17 protein-coding genes are annotated in these 16,850 nt (G+C 73.7%); 8 read left to right on the top strand and 9 right to left on the bottom strand.

Translation table 11 applies throughout. From position 1 onward, the window contains the following. Positions 1-27 precede the first annotated feature (27 nt). The 3 genes from HDA33_RS00085 to purM are packed head-to-tail and all read left to right on the top strand — an operon-like array spanning position 28 to position 3,199. Positions 28-435, top strand: coding sequence for a hypothetical protein (locus tag HDA33_RS00085; protein ID WP_184169554.1), 408 nt, complete (start codon positions 28-30; stop codon positions 433-435). Next, positions 432-2,045: an amidophosphoribosyltransferase gene (gene purF, locus HDA33_RS00080; RefSeq protein ID WP_184169551.1), complete on the top strand. Its 1,614-nt coding sequence runs from the start codon at positions 432-434 to the stop codon at positions 2,043-2,045. The genes HDA33_RS00085 and purF overlap by 4 nt, the downstream gene beginning before the upstream one ends. Then, positions 2,042-3,199: a phosphoribosylformylglycinamidine cyclo-ligase gene (purM, locus tag HDA33_RS00075; RefSeq protein ID WP_184169548.1), complete on the top strand. Its 1,158-nt coding sequence runs from the start codon at positions 2,042-2,044 to the stop codon at positions 3,197-3,199. Before purF ends, purM begins: the two co-directional genes overlap by 4 nt. A gap of 188 nt (positions 3,200-3,387) precedes the next feature. Here purM and HDA33_RS00070 read toward each other — a convergent pair whose 3' ends face one another. The 6 genes from HDA33_RS00070 to HDA33_RS00045 all read right to left on the bottom strand — a co-directional run bounded on the left by HDA33_RS00070 (position 3,388) and on the right by HDA33_RS00045 (position 7,420). After that, positions 3,388-4,428 (bottom strand): hypothetical protein, encoded by a 1,041-nt coding sequence (locus HDA33_RS00070; protein WP_246416831.1) that lies wholly within the window; start codon positions 4,426-4,428, stop codon positions 3,388-3,390. Positions 4,429-4,559: 131 nt separating this feature from the next. Beyond that, positions 4,560-5,015, bottom strand: coding sequence for a hypothetical protein (locus HDA33_RS00065; RefSeq protein ID WP_246416961.1), 456 nt, complete (start codon positions 5,013-5,015; stop codon positions 4,560-4,562). 218 nt (positions 5,016-5,233) lie between these two features. Next, positions 5,234-6,178, bottom strand: coding sequence for a Sir2 family NAD-dependent protein deacetylase (locus tag HDA33_RS00060; RefSeq protein WP_184169545.1), 945 nt, complete (start codon positions 6,176-6,178; stop codon positions 5,234-5,236). Beyond that, positions 6,175-6,390, bottom strand: a complete 216-nt coding sequence (locus HDA33_RS00055; protein ID WP_184169541.1) for a DUF3073 domain-containing protein — start codon at positions 6,388-6,390, stop codon at positions 6,175-6,177. Before HDA33_RS00055 ends, HDA33_RS00060 begins: the two co-directional genes overlap by 4 nt. Positions 6,391-6,605: 215 nt before the next feature. Beyond that, a complete protein-coding gene (locus tag HDA33_RS00050; RefSeq protein ID WP_017488741.1) occupies positions 6,606-7,208 on the bottom strand; it encodes a response regulator transcription factor in 603 nt (200 codons plus the stop codon). Continuing rightward, entirely contained in the window at positions 7,205-7,420 is a 216-nt protein-coding gene (locus HDA33_RS00045; protein WP_184169537.1) for a hypothetical protein, read from the bottom strand. The genes HDA33_RS00050 and HDA33_RS00045 overlap by 4 nt, the downstream gene beginning before the upstream one ends. Positions 7,421-7,494: 74 nt before the next feature. Here HDA33_RS00045 and HDA33_RS00040 point away from each other — a divergent pair, with 74 nt between their 5' ends. Beyond that, positions 7,495-7,701: a hypothetical protein gene (locus HDA33_RS00040; RefSeq protein WP_184169534.1), complete on the top strand. Its 207-nt coding sequence runs from the start codon at positions 7,495-7,497 to the stop codon at positions 7,699-7,701. A gap of 201 nt (positions 7,702-7,902) precedes the next feature. On the opposite strand, the gene HDA33_RS00035 is transcribed toward HDA33_RS00040, so the two are convergent. Both HDA33_RS00035 and clpB read right to left on the bottom strand, forming a co-directional pair. Next, complete coding sequence (locus HDA33_RS00035) at positions 7,903-9,339, bottom strand: M20/M25/M40 family metallo-hydrolase (RefSeq protein WP_184169531.1); 1,437 nt, start codon at positions 9,337-9,339, stop codon at positions 7,903-7,905. A gap of 267 nt (positions 9,340-9,606) precedes the next feature. Then, positions 9,607-12,198: an ATP-dependent chaperone ClpB gene (clpB, locus tag HDA33_RS00030; RefSeq protein ID WP_158494123.1), complete on the bottom strand. Its 2,592-nt coding sequence runs from the start codon at positions 12,196-12,198 to the stop codon at positions 9,607-9,609. A gap of 248 nt (positions 12,199-12,446) precedes the next feature. Here clpB and HDA33_RS00025 point away from each other — a divergent pair, with 248 nt between their 5' ends. Further along, on the top strand, positions 12,447-13,628 hold the full coding sequence (locus tag HDA33_RS00025) for a YihY/virulence factor BrkB family protein (RefSeq protein ID WP_184169528.1): 1,182 nt from the start codon (positions 12,447-12,449) through the stop codon (positions 13,626-13,628). A gap of 4 nt (positions 13,629-13,632) precedes the next feature. On the opposite strand, the gene HDA33_RS00020 is transcribed toward HDA33_RS00025, so the two are convergent. Further along, entirely contained in the window at positions 13,633-14,499 is an 867-nt protein-coding gene (locus HDA33_RS00020; RefSeq protein ID WP_246416829.1) for a hypothetical protein, read from the bottom strand. Positions 14,500-14,775: 276 nt separating this feature from the next. On the opposite strand from HDA33_RS00020, the gene HDA33_RS00015 reads away from it, so the two are divergent. The 3 genes from HDA33_RS00015 to HDA33_RS00005 all read left to right on the top strand — a co-directional run. Continuing rightward, complete coding sequence (locus tag HDA33_RS00015; protein ID WP_184169525.1) at positions 14,776-15,597, top strand: ABC transporter substrate-binding protein; 822 nt, start codon at positions 14,776-14,778, stop codon at positions 15,595-15,597. Next, on the top strand, positions 15,594-16,415 hold the full coding sequence (locus HDA33_RS00010; RefSeq protein ID WP_184169522.1) for an amino acid ABC transporter permease: 822 nt from the start codon (positions 15,594-15,596) through the stop codon (positions 16,413-16,415). Before HDA33_RS00015 ends, HDA33_RS00010 begins: the two co-directional genes overlap by 4 nt. Position 16,416: 1 nt before the next feature. Next, positions 16,417-16,850: amino acid ABC transporter ATP-binding protein (locus tag HDA33_RS00005; RefSeq protein WP_184169518.1), on the top strand; the 434-nt coding region annotated here is incomplete at its 3' end.

Below are 16,850 nucleotides of genomic sequence, written 5' to 3'. Positions count from 1 at the left end.
ACCGCCCCACTGGATAGACTTCCCCGCATGACCTCCGGCCCCGCGCACCCCGCCGATCAGCACGCCTACACGGTCCGCCGCGCGCCGCGGCTGTCCGCGGTGCTCGCCGTGGCCGCCGTGCTCGGCATCCTGGCCGCCCTCGTGGCCACCACGGCCATCCACGCCTCCCCCACCCCGCCCGCGGACCCGTACTCCGGCATCCCCCTGTCCTTCGCGGACACCTTCGGGTTCGTGAGCCTGATCTCCCTGCTGGGCGCCGGCGTCCTGGGGCTGCTCGTGTGGCTCCTGCTGGACCGCCGCTCCCGCGCCACCACCCGCACCGTGGTCCTCGAGCGCACCGACGACCCCGCCGCGGCGGACGTCCGCCTGGACCGCTCCGCCGCGGACGCGCTCCGCAGCCGCACCGCCCCCACCGAGAGGACCCCCGAGCAGTGATCGCATCGCGCACCCGACGAGGAGACGGCCGCCTGACCGCCGCCCTCGACCCCCAGGACCAGGGGCCCCAGGACGAATGCGGCGTCTTCGGCGTGTGGGCGCCCGGCGAGGAGGTCGCGAAGCTGGCCTACTACGGCCTCTACGCCCTCCAGCACCGCGGCCAGGAGTCCGCCGGCATCGCCGCCTCGGACGGCAAGCGCATCGGCGTCTACAAGGACATCGGCCTCGTCTCCCAGGTGTTCGACGAGTCCACCCTGGCCACCCTCACCGGCCACATCGCCGTCGGCCACTGCCGCTACTCCACCACCGGCGCCAACAAGTGGGCCAACGCCCAGCCCACCCTCGGCGCCACCGCCGGCGGGGACACCGTGGCCCTGGCCCACAACGGCAACCTCGTGAACTCCGCCGAGCTGCTGCGCATGGTCCAGGCCCGGGACGGGCTCCAGCTGCGCGGCGAGATGAAGCAGGGCAACACCACGGACACCGCCCTCGTCACCGCCCTGCTCCACGGCGAGGAGGGCCGCAAGCTCGAGGAGACCGCCCTCGAGCTGCTGCCCAAGGTCCGCGGCGCCTACTGCTTCGTGTTCATGGACGAGCACACGCTCTACGCCGCACGCGACCCGCACGGCGTCCGCCCCCTCGTGCTCGGGCGCCTCGAGCGCGGCTGGGTGGTGGCCTCCGAGCAGTCCGCCCTCGCCACCGTCGGCGCCTCCTTCATCCGCGAGGTCGAGCCCGGCGAGATGATCGCCATCGACGAGGAGGGCATCCGCTCCACCCGCTTCGCCGAGGCCACCCCCGCAGGCTGCGTGTTCGAGTACGTCTACCTCGCCCGCCCGGACGCCTCCATCTCCGGCCGCTCCGTGTACGAGTCCCGCGTGGACATGGGGCGGCGCCTCGCCCTCGAGGGGCCGGTGGACGCCGACGTCGTGATCCCCGTCCCCGAGTCCGGCACCCCCGCCGCCGTGGGCTACGCCGAGGCCTCCGGGCTGCCGTTCCGCCAGGGCTTCGTGAAGAACGCCTACGTGGGCCGCACCTTCATCCAGCCCTCCCAGACCCTGCGCCAGCTCGGCATCCGGCTCAAGCTCAACGTGCAGCCGTCCGTGGTGGCGGGCAAGCGCGTCGTCGTCGTCGACGACTCGATCGTGCGCGGCAACACCCAACGCGCCATCGTGCGCATGCTCAAGGAGGCCGGCGCCGCCGAGGTGCACGTGAAGATCTCCTCGCCGCCCGTGAAGTGGCCCTGCTTCTACGGGATCGACTTCGCCTCCCGCGCCGAGCTGATCGCCAACGGCGCCGGCGTGACCGAGATCGCCTCCTCCATCGGCGCCGACTCGCTGGGCTACATCAGCGAGGAGGCCATGATCGCCGCCACCGGCCAGCCCCGCGAGCGGCTGTGCACCGCCTGCTTCACCGGCACGTACCCCATCGAGCTGGCGGACGAGAGCGAGCGCGGCAAGTCCGTGCTCGAGACCGACGCCGGCTCCGCCGCCGCCGTCACCGTGACGGCCACGGACGGGGACGCCACCACCGTGGCCTCCACCGGCTGCGAGCCCGGCCCCGACGCCGACGACGAGAAGCTCCTCACCGAGACGGACAGGACCCCGCTGTGACCGAGAACCAGAACACCGCCGACGACACCCCCATCACCTATGCCTCCGCCGGCGTCGACGTGGAGGCCGGCGACCGCGCCGTCGAGCTCATGAAGGACGCCGTCAAGGCCACCCACTCCCCCGAGGTGATGGGCGGCATCGGCGGCTTCGCCGGCATGTGGGACGCCTCGGCGCTGCTGCAGTACCGCAAGCCGCTGCTCACCACCTCCACGGACGGCGTGGGCACCAAGGTCGCCATCGCGCAGGCCATGGACAAGCACGACACCATCGGCCAGGACCTCGTGGGCATGGTGGTGGACGACATCGTGGTGGTCGGCGCCAAGCCCCTGTTCATGACCGACTACATCGCCTGCGGCAAGGTGGTCCCGGAGCGCATCGCGGACATCGTGCGCGGCGTGGCCGAGGGCTGCCGCCTCGCGGACACCGCGCTCGTGGGCGGAGAGACCGCCGAGCACCCAGGTCTGCTGGCCGCGGACGAGTACGACGTGGCGGGCGCCGCCACCGGCGTGGTCGAGGCGGACATGGTCCTGGGCGCGGAGCGGGTGCAGTCCGGCGACGTCGTGATCGGCATGGCCTCCTCCGGCATCCACTCGAACGGCTACTCGCTCGTGCGCCGCGTGGTGAACGCTGCGGGCTGGTCCCTCGACCGCGAGGTCACCGAGCTCGGCTGCACCCTCGGCGAGGAGCTGCTCGTGCCGACCCGCATCTACGCGCGCGCCTGCCTGGACCTCGTGCAGCGCCTCAACGGGCACGACGGCGGCTCCGACCTGCCCGTCCGCGCGTTCAGCCACGTGACCGGCGGCGGCCTGGCCGCGAACCTGGCGCGCGTGCTCCCGCAGGGCCTGATGGCCACCGTGGAGCGCGAGACCTGGTCCCTGCCGCCCGTGTTCCGCCTGCTCGCCGAGGCTGGCCGCGTCCCGCAGCCCGACCTGGAGCGCACGCTCAACCTCGGCGTGGGCATGGTGGCCGTGGTGGACCCGGAGATCGCCGCGAAGTCGATCTCCGTGCTCGTGGACGCCGGCATCGACGCCTGGGAGATGGGCACCATCGGCCAGGTCACCGACGAGGCCGCCGGCGCCGGCCTGGATTTCGTCCAGGGCGCCAAGGGCGTCGACGGCGGCGCCGTCCTCATGCGGGGCGCCTACGCCGCCTGATCCGCGGCGGTTGCGCCGTCCCCCTCCCCCGGCACTTTCGTCCGGGAAACGGGAGCCTTCCCCGGCGCTTTCGTGCGGGAAACGGGAGGCTCCCGTTGTCGTTCGGGGAACCGGAGCCTTCCGGCCCGCTTTCGTGCGGGAAACGGGAGGCTTCCCCGGCACTTTAGTGCGGGAAACGGGAGCCTCCCCTACGCGACGTAGACCCGCCCGCCGAGGCGGGCCCGGTGCGCCAAGACCTCCGCCACGACCCTGCGGAAGTCGTCCCGCGCGTCGTCCACGGTGGCCACGATCTGCGACCACCCCGCCCGGGCCCATCCCCCGTTCCGCCACGCGTCCACCGCCTGCTGCGCGGGATCGAGGTGGGGGTCGCCGTCGTAGTGGACCACCAGGCGCCAGGCGCGCCAGCCCAGGTCCGCGTCCGGCGAGCGCCGGCGCCCGCGGTGCAGGACCAGCTGCAGCTCCGGCTCTGGAAGCCCGGCGTGCAGCAGCGCCAGGCGCAGGGCCGTCTCCGGGGGCGAGTCCGCCCCGGCGCGGATCAGCCCCAGCGCCGCACGTGCCGTCCGCGCCCCCTTGAACCGCCCGGACCGGGCCAGCCCCGCGCGCAGCCTCGGGATCGTCGTGCGCGGGGGCAGGCGGCCCTGCGGGGTCCAGATCCCGGTGACGACGGCGTCGCCCGCCGCCACGACCGGATCGAGATGGCCGGGGCGCACCAGCGCGGCGAGGTCCGCCCACGTGCGCTCGACGCTCGTCACGCGGATGCCATGCAGGACCACCGCGTCCGCCTCCGGGACGCTGCGCGCGTGGCTGCGGACCTCCGGGCGCTCGCTGGCGCCGCGGCCGTGCGGGCGCGAGACGTGGATCCGCCCGTCGTCGACGAGGAAGGGCGGCACCGGGATGCCGTGCAGGAGCAGCGCGCTGAGGTGGGAGGCGACGCCCCGGGAAGCCGCCACGATCGCCGCCGTCTCCTCCGGGGCGAACGCGACCGGGGGCTTCGCGTAGCCGAGGGCGCCCCAGTCGCCGGGGACGTCGTCGGCCCGCCGATGGACGCCGTGGGTGACGCGCCGGACATCGGCGGCGCGCAGGCGGTCCGCGGGGAGGCCGGCCGCGCTCAGGTCCGCTCGCGTGAACAGCGGTGCGCCGGCGACGACGTCGAGCGGCCGCGCGGGGACGGGCGGGCGGTGGTCCTGGGGGCGGGGCAGGGACGTGGACGTGGACGTGGACGTGGACATGCACCCAGCGTGGGCGCGTCAGGGGTGTGCGCGGGGCGCGGCGGAGCCGGCTGGGGAGGAGAGCAGCCGACGCGCGGGGTGTGCAGGAGCGGCGAAGCCTCCCGTTTCCCGCACGAAAGCGGCGGGGCGGGTCAGGCCGCGACCGGGCGGACCAGCAGGTGGCGCGCCGCCGCCACGATCAGCGCGACGACGGTGAGGATGAGCAGCCCGTCCACCGCGATGTAGAGGTAGTGCCAGGACGAGCCGCCGTCGTCGACCCCGGCCAGGACCAGGTCCGTGCGCCGGTTGAGGAACGGGCGGATCGCGACGGCCTTCACCGCCAGCAGCCCGGCGGCCGTCAGCCCGCCCAGCCACAGGCGGCCGGGGCCGGGCGCGGTGAGCCCGCGCGGGCGCCCGAGGACGCAGGCGAGCGCGACCAGCAGCACCACCGCGAGCACGACCTCCACGAGGTTCATCGCGAAGAACACGCGGCGCCCGATGCCCAGCCCGAGCGGGATCGTGATGCCGGGCGCGGTGAACTTCAGCGGCGCCTCGATCAGCGAGATCCCGACCAGCAGTCCCAACCACACCGCCGGCACGGCGAACATGGCGGCGCGCGCCCACAGCGGCCCGTCGGCGACGACGGCGTCCCCCGCGTGGACGCGGACGCGTGCGTCGGGTGCCGGGTGACGGTGCGGATCGGTGGGGGTGCTCACGGGATCCATGATACTCGCATCCATCATGCAACTTTACGGGGCGGAAAGCCTCCCGTTTCCCGCACGAAAGCACCCCCGGAGCCTCCCGTTTCCCGCACGAAAGCACCGGGTCAGAGGCGGGAGTCGAGCCAGGCCAGCGCGTCGGCCACGGGGGCGCGCCAGCGCCAGCTCGCCTTGGGGTCGGCCCGCGTGGGCCCCAGGTTGATCAGCCCGGTGTCCTTGCCGGCCCGCTCGGCGCGCAGCACGAACCGGTAGCCGCTCATCACGGCCAGCGAGGTGCCCACGGCGAGCACGGCGCCGCCGTCGTCGGCCATGGCCTCGGCGGCCTCCCGGCGCGCCACGGGCACGGACTCGCCGAAGTACACGACGTCCGGCTTGAGCTCCACGGACCCGCAGCGCAGGCAGCCGACCATGGCGAACTCGTCCACCCAGTGCCGGTCGAGGGTGACGTCGCCGTCCGGGTTGACGGCCTCCGGGTCGATGCTCACGCGCTCCAGGTACCCAAGGTTCGCGGCCTCGAGCCGCACGTCCAGGTCGCGGCGGGACTCGGTGGCGCCGCAGTGCAGGCAGACCACGCGGGCGAGGTCGCCGTGCAGCTCGATCAGCCGGTCCTCGGGCGCGCCCGCCTCCGCGGCGGCCTGCGCGTGCAGCCCGTCCACGTTCTGCGTGAGGATCCCGGAGACCAGTCCGCGCGCGGCCCAGCCGGCGAGGATCCGGTGCGCGGCGTTCGGGCGCGCCTGGTCCATGCGCCGCCAGCCCACGAACGATCGGGCCCAGTAGCGGTGCCGGGCGGCCGGGTCGTCCCGGAACTCCTGGTAGGTCATCGGCCGGTGCCGGTGCAGCGAGCCGTTCGGCCCGCGGTAGTCCGGGATGCCGGAGTCGGTGGAGACGCCCGCGCCGGTGATCACGAGCGGCCGGGCCTCCTCCAGCAGACGCAGCAGACCCCGAGACGCGGTCTCGGGGTCCTGCAGCGGTGCTGTCTCATCCACCACCCGGGCGATCGACCGCAGTGCGGCCTGGTGTCCGTCCAGGGCGGGGTGGCGTGCGGGCGTCATCGGGCCCGCGCGTCGTCGTCCTCATCGTCGTCCGTGTAGAGGTCCGCGTAGGGATCCTCGTACTCGGGCTCCTGGTCCAACTCCGGCTCCGGGGCGCGCGTGCGCCCGCCCGTGAGCTCTCGCTCCAGTGCCGAGAGGTCCGTTCCGGGAGAGAAGTACTTCATCTCCCGTGCCTGCTTCGTGGCCTTCGCCTTCTGACGGCCGCGCCCCATGAGCGTGACCCCCTTCGCATCTCTCGCCGCCTCGGATCTGTGGCGCACAGGGGCCCGCCGAGGTACTCACTGGTCAATATGGTTCGTGCGGACAAGGATACATCACTCCCCCGCGGTCCCGGCCCAGGTCGGTGCGGCCTCAGCCCGCACCGCCGACCCGACCGCGGCGCCCCGCCGGGGGCCGCCCGCGGCCGCCCTCCCGGGGCGCGGGAGCCTCAGATCCAGCCCTCCTCCCACGCCCGCTCGGCGGCCTCGTGGCGGGTGCGCACGCCGAGCTTGCCCATGGCGTGGGAGAGGTGGTTGCGCACCGTGCCGGGCGCGAGGTGGAGCCGTTCGGCGATGTCCTCGACCCGCGCCGCCGTGCGTCCGGCGCGCAGCACGTCGAGCTCGCGGTCGGTGAGCGGGCTGCGCTCGCCCGAGAGCGCGGAGGCCGCGATCTCCGGGTCCACGTAGCGCCGCCCGGCCGCCACCTGGCGCAGGACGTCCGCGAGCGCCTCGGCCGGCGTCGACTTGGGCACGAACCCGGACACGCGCTCCGCGAGCGCCCGCCGCAGCACGCCGGGCCGCGCGTGGCGCGTGAAGATCACCACACGGGTGGGCACGGAGCGCAGGATCTCCCGCGCCGCCTCGACGCCGTCCAGCCCCGGCATCTCCAGGTCCAGCAGGCAGACGTCCGGCACGAGCGCGCGGGCAGCGGCGACGGCGTCGTCCCCCGTGCCGACGCCCGGCAGCACGTCGAGGTCCTCCTCGAGGGCCAGCAGGGCCTCCACGGCGCCGCGGATCAGCGCCTCGTCGTCGGCCACCAGCACGCGGATCATGTGTCCTCCCCCGTCGTCGTGGTCAGGTCCGTGCGCGTCGTCGCCCCTGACGACGTCGGCACGGTCAGCTCGAGGCGGAACCCGCCGTCGTCGTCGGGCCCGGCGGACAGCCGCCCGCTGACCTCCGCGGCGCGGGCCGCGAGCCCGGCCAGGCCGGTGCCCGGCGGGGCGGTGGGTGGGCGGGCGCCGTCGTTGGCCACGGTGAGCCGCACCCCTCCCGCCGCCCCGTCCGCCGGCCGCCGACGCCCGGATTCGGGAGCGCTTCGAGCGGTGGGGCGTGCCGGGCGTGAGCATGCTCGGCCCGTGGGTCTTCCTGCCCGGGCACGTGGCCGGGCCGGCGATGGTGGGGCTCGGCGCGACCAAGGGGTACGTGATGCTCTGGCAGGTCGTCTCCATCGTGGTCTACACGGTGTTCACCGGCCTGCTGGCCGCCGGGCTGATCGGCTGGGCCGCGCGCGCCGGCGTCGAGGCCTCCCTGCCCGGCGCCTTCTGATCGCCTTCGTGCGGGAAAAGGGAGCCTCCCCCACCGCTTTCGTGCGGGAAAGGGGAGTCTCCCCGCTCCGCCACGACGACGGCGCCCCCGACCCCGGCACCTCTTCATCGCCCGGCGCAGACGAGACCGGCCGCCCCCGCACGGGGACGGCCGGTCGCACCCGTCACGCGGGCGGAGGCGGGGACGGGCGTCCCCGCCGGATCAGCACTGCTTCGGCTTGCCGGACTTGCCGGCGTTGCACTTGTCGTTCACGGACGAGGTGTCGTGCATGAACGTGCCCACCAGGTTCGCCACGGCCCGGGCCGAGTGCGTCAGCGAGGTGATGGAGACGTTCTCGATGTCGTCCTGGGCGGTGTGGTAGTTGTCGTCGTAGTAGGACAGCAGGCCGGTGGCCGGGATGCCCGCGGCCACGAACGGCGCGTAGTCCGAGTTGCCGCCGTTGCCGGCCGGGCCGTGCTCGTGGCCGTCGCGCTCGAGCTGCTCCTGGAGGAAGGACTCCGCGCCCAGCGAGAAGTCGCCGGTCAGGACGCCCAGGGTGTTCTGGTGGTCCAGCGGGGCCACCATGTCCAGGTTCACGTACATCGCGATGGCGTCGCGCTCGGACTGGCTCAGCTCGGCCACGTGGTGCGCGGCCCCGAGCAGGCCGATCTCCTCGGCGCCCCACAGGGCGAAGCGGACCGTGTTCCCGGTCTTGTTGACCTTCGCCATCTGGCGGGCCACCTCGAGGGTCACGGCGGAGCCGGAGGCGTTGTCGTGGATGCCGGGGCCGGCAGGGACGCCGTCGAGGTGGGCGCCCACCATGACGACGTTGTCGTCGCGGCCGGTGCGGGTCTCCGCAAGGATGTTCACGGTCGGGCGCTGCTCCACGAGCTGCTCGAGGTCGAGGCTGACGGTGACCGGGCCCGCGGCGGCCTGGGCCACGAGCTCCTGGCCGAGAGCCCGGGTGATGCCCACGGTGCCCACGTAGTCGTCCGACGGCGCCCCGAGCGTGCCGTTGAGCGGCCCGTCCGCGTTGTTGTAGATGACCACGGCCTCGGCACCGAGCTCGGCCGCCGTCGTCGACTTCTGGGCAAAGGGGCACTCGCCGCGCGAGACGAGCGCGATCCGGCCGGTGAGGTCCGCGTCGCCCCAGTCCGCCGTGGTGCAGCCGAGGGCGCCGGTCGGCACGGCCAGCTGCGCGGACTCGGCGGTGGCCGAGGGCGAGTAGGTGAGCACCTGATGGGGCAGCTCCCGCTGCACGGGGCCCTCCTGGGTGAACTCGTCCCGCAGAGTCTCGGTGTAGGTGATCTCGAACTCCTCGAGCTCGACGTCGTAGCCCGCCTTCTCGAGCTCGGCCACGGCGTAGTCCACCGAGGCGTCGTAGCCGGGGGTGCCCGCGGCGCGGTTGCCGTGCTCCTCGGCGATGTCCGCGAAGGCGCGGATGTCCCGCTCCAGGTTGGCGGCGCTGATGGCCGCCACGAGCTTCTCGGGGCTGTTGGGGTTGCCGCCGGCACGGTCCGCGGCGGGGGCCGCCGCGGAGGCCGCGGAGGCGGGTCCGCCGGCCGCGTGGGCGGGGATCGCCGCGGCGGCCGGAGCCACGGCGAGGCTCGCGGCGAGCACGCTCGCGGCGAGGAGGGCGGGACGACGTCGCATGGACATGGAGGACCTCTCGATCGGGTGACGTGATGCGACTCACGCCCTAGTCAGACCCGGGTTCCGCAGGGAACCAGCGACACGCCCGCACCCCGCAGGCCCCGCAGGCCTCGCGACGGACGAGACCGGCCGCCCCCTGACGGGGACGGCCGGTCTCGGCGGAAGGGAAGCCTCCCGCCTCCCGCACGAAAGCCCTCCGGAAGGCTCCCGTTTCCCACACGAAAGCGGGGTGGGCGGGGTGGCGGGGCCGGCCGGGCGGGCGGCGCGAGCCGGTCAGGCGGAGGCGACCGTGAGGCCCTCCTCGCCCTCGGCGCGGTCCACGACCACGGTGTCCCCGTCCGCGATCTCCCCGGCGAGGATGCCGCGGGCCAGGCGGTCGCCGATCTCGCGCTGCACCAGGCGGCGCAGGGGCCGGGCGCCGTAGGCCGGGTCGAACCCGGTCTCGGCGAGCCACGCCTTGGCGGCGTCGGACACCTCGAGGGTGAGGCGGCGGTCCGTCAGGCGCGCCTGCAGGGACTCGACCTGCAGGTCCACGATCCGCGTCAGCTCGGCCACGGTGAGTGCGTCGAACTGCACGATCTCGTCCAGGCGGTTGAGGAACTCGGGCTTGAACGCCGCGCGCACCACGGACATCACGGACTCGCGCTTGGCGGCCTCGTCCAGGGTCGGGTCCACGAGGAACTGCGAGCCCAGGTTCGAGGTGAGGATCAGGATCACGTTGCGGAAGTCCACGGTGCGGCCCTGGCCGTCGGTGAGGCGGCCGTCGTCGAGCACCTGAAGCAGGATGTCGAAGACCTCGGGATGGGCCTTCTCCACCTCGTCCAGCAGCACCACCGAGTACGGGCGACGCCGCACGGCCTCCGTGAGCTGGCCGCCCTCGTCGTAGCCGACGTAGCCCGGAGGGGCACCGACCAGGCGGGAGACGGAGTGCTTCTCCGCGTACTCGGACATGTCGATCCGCACCATGGCGCGCTCGTCGTCGAAGAGGAACTCCGCGAGCGCCTTGGCGAGCTCGGTCTTGCCCACGCCCGTGGGGCCCAGGAAGAGGAACGAGCCGGTGGGCCGGTTCGGGTCCGCGATGCCGGCTCGCGAGCGGCGCACCGCGTCCGCGACGGCGACGACGGCGTCCCGCTGCCCGATCAGCCGCTCGCCGAGGTGCTCCTCCATGGTGAGCAGCTTCTCGGACTCGGCGGTGAGCATGCGGCCGGCGGGGATGCCGGTCCACGCGGAGACCACTTCGGCGATGTCGTCCGCCGTGACCTCCTCGGAGACCATCGGCTCGGTGGTCGAGCGGTCGGCCTCGCGGGCGGCGCGGTCCGCCTCCTCGAGCTGCTTCTCCAGCGCGGGGATCTCGCCGTACAGCAGTCGGGAGGCCTCGGCGAGGTCGCCGTCGCGCTGGGCCTTCTCGGCCAGCGAGCGCAGCTCGTCCACCTTGGCGCGCAGGTCACCGGCCTCGTTGAGGGTGGCCTTCTCCGCGTCCCAGCGGGCGGTGAGGGCGGTGAGCTCCTCCTCACGGTCCGCCTTCTCGGCGCGCAGGGCCTCGAGCCGCTCGACGGATGACGGGTCCGTCTCGCCCTCGAGTGCGAGCTCCTCCATGGTCAGGCGGTCCACCTGGCGGCGCAGGACGTCGATCTCCTCCGGGGCGGAGTCGATCTCCATGCGCAGGCGCGAGGCGGCCTCGTCCACGAGGTCGATGGCCTTGTCGGGCAGCTGGCGGCCGGTGATGTACCGGTGGGACAGCGTGGCCGCGGCCACGAGCGCGGAGTCGGCGATGGCCACCTTGTGGTGGGCCTCGTAGCGCTCCTTGAGCCCGCGCAGGATGGCGATCGTGTCGTCCACGCTGGGCTCGCCCACGTAGACCTGCTGGAAGCGGCGCTCCAGGGCGGGGTCCTTCTCGATGTTCTCGCGGTACTCGTCGAGGGTGGTCGCGCCGATCAGGCGCAGCTCGCCGCGGGCCAGCATGGGCTTGAGCATGTTGCCCGCGTCCATGGCGCCCTCGGACGCGCCCGCGCCCACGACGGTGTGGATCTCGTCGATGAACGTGACGACCTGACCCTCGGCGGCCTTGATCTCTTCGAGGACGGCCTTGAGGCGCTCCTCGAACTCGCCGCGGTACTTGGCGCCGGCGACCATGGCGCCCAGGTCCAGGCTGATCAGCGTCTTGCCGCGCAGGGACTCGGGGACGTCCCCGGCCACCATCCGCTGGGCCAGGCCCTCGACGACGGCGGTCTTGCCGACGCCGGGCTCGCCGATGAGCACGGGGTTGTTCTTGGTGCGGCGCGAGAGCACCTGCACCACGCGGCGGATCTCGGCGTCGCGGCCGATCACCGGGTCGAGCTTGCCGGAGCGGGCGACCTCGGTGAGGTCCGTGCCGTACTTCTCCAGGGACTGGAAGGTGTTCTCCGGGTCCTGGGTGGTGACGCGGGAGTCGCCGCGCACCTGGGTCAGGGCGGCGGCGAGCGCCTCGAGGCTCGCTCCGTTCGAGCGCAGTGCCTCACCGGCCTCGCCCGGGTCCGCGGCCACGCCGAGCAGCAGGTGCTCGGTGGAGACGAACTGGTCGGAGCGCTGCTCGGCCTGGGTGCGCGCGTTCTGCACGACCTGCAGTGCGGCGCGCGAGAGCTGGGCCTGGGCCACCGTGCTGCCCTGGGTGGAGGGCAGGCGCCGGATGGCCGAGGAGGCCGCCGTGGAGACGGCGTCGGGGTCGGCCCCGGCGGCCTTGAGGACGGCCACCGCGACGGACTCCCGCTGGTCCATCAGGGCCTTCAGCAGGTGGGCCGGCTCGATCTGGGGGTTGCCGGCGGTGGAGGCGTTCATGGCCGCGGCCGAGAGCGCCTCCTGGCTCTTGGTGGTGAACTTGGCATCCATGTGCGCATCGCTCCTTCTCTCCCCCGTGTCCCGGGGGTGTCGGACAACCGTCGACAGCGGGCCATTCCCACCGCCGAGAGGAAGTTGAGTCTATTCAGCTCAACTCTTCCGGGGCCAGAGGTATTCCGCCCCAGACCTCGCCCCGGCGTCCGCACCGGGCGCACTACTGCCAAGTAAATTCAGCGCTACCTGGCAGTAGTGCGCCCAGCGTGGCGAGGCACCCCGGCCCCGGGCACTAGCGTGGAGTCATGTCCGGCTCCACCGCGGCGCCCCGCCGCCTGCGCACGTACGCACGCCCCCGCGTGTCCCTCCTGTACGTGCTGCGGCGCACCACGCACCGCCTGCTGGAGCTGCAGGTCTGGGACGTGGCCGCGGCCATGACCTTCTTCGCCGCTCTGTCCCTGCTGCCCACCGTGGTGGCCCTCGTCTCCCTCGTCTCCCTGCTGGGCGTCCAGGAGGAGACGGTGGACGCCGCGGCCCAGCTCGCCACCGAGATCTGGCCGTCCCTGGCCCCGGACACCGTGCGCGAGTGGATCCTCACCCTCGGCTCCGCCGGGACCGGCACCTCCGCCGTCGTGCTGGGCGTCCTGGGCGCCGTGGTCTCCGCCTCGGGCGCCGTGGGCGCGTTCCACCGGGCCATGCACCGCATCCACGACACCCGCGAGGGCCGGCCGTTCCTGCAGTTCCGGCTCGTGCTGCTCGTGGAGACCCTGGCCCTCATGGTCGGCACGGTGCTCGTGGTCATCCTCGTGGTCCTCGGCGGCGACCTCTCCCTGCGCATCGGCCAGGCGGTGGGCCTGCCCGAGGAGACGGTCCTGACCTGGAACGTGGTGAAGTGGCCGGTGATCCTCGTGGTGATCGCCCTGACGGTCACCCTGGCCTACCGGCTCGGGCCCAACGTGGTGCCGCCGCGCTACCGCCCGCTGTCCGCGGGGGCGGTCTCCGTGGTGGTCCTGCTGTTCGCGGCCACGCTGGCCCTGGGCTGGATCACGGACCGGTTCGGCCAGTTCGCCGTGGTCGGCCGGATCAACTCGGCGATCGGCGTGCTCGTCCTGGCCTGGATCGCGTGCATCGTCCTGCTCGCGGGGGCCGCCCTGGACGCGGAGATGCTGCGCGGCCGCCAGCTCGCCGTGGGCGTGGACGCCGCCTCCGAGATCCAGCTGGCCACGCGGCACACCGTGGTCCTCGAGGCGGCCGAGCGCCACGAGGACCGCAGCCGGCGCCTGGCCCGCCTCGTGGCCGAGGCCGTGCGCGAGGACGAGGACCTCTCGATCGACGCCACCCCCCTGCTCTCCCAGGAGGGGCGGATGTTCGCCATCGGCTCCGCCCGGCGCACGGCGGCCGAGGTCAGCTCCGGCCGCCCGTTCCACGCGGCCCCGGTGCTCGACGACGGCGCCCGCCTCGAGCCGACGTCCCGGCCCGACGACTGAGAGGTCAGCGCTCCCGCTTCTCGAACGCCTCGACCTGGGCACGCAGCGTCTCGGCCGCGATCTCCTCGTCGAGGCCCACCATGCCGAGGTACACGAGCTCGTCCCCGTCCGTGACGCCGCCGACGGTCATGGTGAACAGGGCCGTGTCCATGCCCGAGTTCCCCAGGGCGATGTGGGCCGCGTCCGGCACGCCGGGCACCTTCGTGAAGGCCGCCTCGACGCCGTCCGGGTCGCCGAACGTGCCGCACGTGTCGGCCAGCTCGCCGAAGGGCGCCAGCAGATCGGTGCCGCCCTCGGTGACCGCGACCATGCCGAACGCCCCGGCCTGGGAGCCGGCCAGTCCGGTGACGGCGGCCGGGTCCACCTCGTACTGGGCCAGGGCACCGCCGAGACCGGGGGCCTGCTGCGTGTTGATCTGCTCGATGAGGTCTGCGCAGGCGCCCGTGGGGGTGACGCCCGTCAGGCTCAGGCTGGTGCTGATCGGCTCGCCGCCGACGCCGGCCTGGGTCTCCATGTCCGTGAACACGCCGTCGGGCGCGGTCTGGGGCGTGAGCAGGACGCCCTCGAGCGCCTCCACGCGCTCCTCCTGCTCGTCCGTGAGGTCCGAACCGGCCCCCGTCGGGCCGGACTCGGACGCGTCGGCCGACGCGGACGCCGCCACCGAGGACGAGGCGGCCTCCGAGGTCGTGGGCGACGACGACGCAGCCTCCTCGGGGCTCGCCGTGACGGTCACCGTCTGGGCGGCCGAGGGCTCGGCGTCGTCCCCGCCGCCGCAGCCGACCAGGGCCAGCGCGGCGGCGGAGAGCAGGGCCGGCGCCGCGACCACGCGGGCTCGGGCGGGACGGCTGCGGGGTCGGTCGGTGCGGCGCATCGGGATCCTCCAGGGGTCGGTCTGTCGTGCGGGCTCCTCGGTGCCATCCTCCCCGGCGCGGGGCCCGGTGGCCAGGCCCCACGCGTCGGGACCGGGCCCCTCCCGGTGCGGGCCGCGCGGGCCCGCCGGGGCCCGTCACGCTTCCGCATGCTGGACACCCGACGCCGCCGGAGCCCTACGATGTCACCCTGACCCGGACGGCCCGGCCGCACCCCGCCGACGCCGCCCACCTCCGCCCGCCCCCTCACCCCGGCCGCGCAGGCCCGGAAGGCCCCCATGAACCGCACCCCCACCCGCGCGCTCCGCGCCCTGGCGCTCGGCGCCGGCGCCCTGGCGCTCAGCGGCTGCGCCGTCCTGGGAGGTGACTCCGGCGTGGCCGGCGTCGTCTCCGACGACGACCTCAGCACCACGTACAACCTGGTGCAGCCCGGCGTCCTGACGGTCTGCTCCGACATCCCCTACCCGCCGTTCGAGTTCGAGCTGGACGGCGAGCTCACCGGCTACGACATCCAGCTCGTGAACGCGATCGCGGAGGAGCTGGGGCTCGGGGTGAACGTCATCGACTCCTCCTTCGAGGCCATCGAGTCCGGCGCCTCGCTCACCGGCTGCGACCTGAACGCCTCCTCCATCTCCATCACGGAGCAGCGCCAGCGGGCCATGGCCTTTACGCTGCCCTACCTGGACGACGACCTCGTGCTCGTGGCCGCCACGGACTCGGGCATCACCGACGTCGAGTCCGCGAAGGGCCGCCGCGTGGGCGTCCAGGCCGCCACCACGGGCGACGCGTACGCCAAGGAGAACGGGCTGAACCCCATCGAGTTCGAGGACGGCGGCATGCAGGTCCAGGCCCTCCAGGCCGGCACCGTGGACGCGCTGCTGGGCAACCAGTCCGTGATCCTCTACTCGCTCAAGGACGACGAGCGCTTCGAGGTCGTCGAGAACCTGCCCACCGGCGAACAGCTCGGCATGGCGGTCGCCCCGCAGAACGCCCAGCTCGGCTCCGCCGTGAACCGCGCCCTGCAGCAGCTGCGCAACGACGGCACGGTCGCCGAGCTCCAGGAGCGCTGGTTCGGCCTGGCCCAGGAGGACTACCGATGAGCACGCAGACCACCGCCGCCCCCGCGCGGCCCGGCCGCGCCCGGCGCCGCCGCACCGTCTCCCTGGCGATCCAGGCCGCCGTGTTCGTCCTGGCGATCGTGGTGCTCGCACTGCTGATCGACTGGGGCACCATCGGCGAGAACGTCCTAAACTTCCCGGCCGTGGCGCCGCTGTTCCCGAACATCATCCTGGTGGGCCTGGGCAACACGCTGTTCTACACCGCCACCTCGTTCGTGGTCGGCCTGCTGGGCGGCATCGTCCTGGCCCTGATGCGCATGAGCGCGTTCGCCCCGTACCGCTGGCTCGCCACCGCGTACGTGGAGTTCTTCCGCGGCGTCCCCGCCCTGCTCGTGTTCCTCGCCTTCGGCTACGGCGTGCCCTTCGCGTTCGGCGTCTCGTGGCCGATCCCCGTCGTCGTGATGACGGCCCTGGGCATGGTGGCGGCCGCGTACATCGCGGAGACCCTGCGCGCCGGCCTGCAGGCCGTCCCCCCGGGGCAGATGGAGGCCGCCCGCTCGCTCGGCATGCCCGCGTGGCAGGCCATGATCACCATCGTGATCCCCCAGGCCTTCCGGATCGTCCTGCCCCCGCTCACCAACGAGGTCATCCTGCTGACCAAGGACTCCTCGCTGGTCTACGTGCTCGGCCTGGCCGCGCACGAGTACGAGCTCACCAAGTTCGGCCGCGACGGCATCTCCGCCCTCGACGCCGGCATGACGCCGATCCTCGTGGCCGGCCTGTTCTACCTCGTGATCACCGTGCCGCTGTCCCTGCTGGCGCGCCGCTTCGAGGCCCGCTCGACCAAGAAGGGGCACTGACATGGCCCAGCAGACCCCCCAGTCCGCCGCGCCCGCCGTGGACGCCGCCGGCGTGCACGTCGCCGACCTGAACAAGTCCTACGGGTCCAACCACGTCCTGCGCGGGATCGACCTCGACGTCGCCCCGGGCGAGGTCGTGTGCCTGATCGGCCCCTCCGGCTCGGGCAAGTCCACGCTGCTGCGCTGCGTGAACCTCCTGGAGAAGCCGGACTCCGGCCGCATCACCGTCGGGGAGTTCGACGTCACGGACGAGGACGTGGATCTGGACGCCCTGCGCCGCCACGTGGGCATGGTGTTCCAGCAGTTCAACCTGTTCCCCCACCTGTCCGTGCTGGAGAACTGCACGGTGGCCCAGGTGAAGGTGCTCAAGCGCTCCAAGGCCGAGGCCGCCGAGGTGGCCCGCCGCCAGCTGGCCCGCGTGGGCCTGGCCGAGCT

Source organism: Micrococcus endophyticus, from assembly GCF_014205115.1.
Taxonomy (GTDB): domain Bacteria; phylum Actinomycetota; class Actinomycetes; order Actinomycetales; family Micrococcaceae; genus Micrococcus; species Micrococcus endophyticus.
This window is presented reverse-complemented; position numbering and strand designations above follow the sequence as displayed.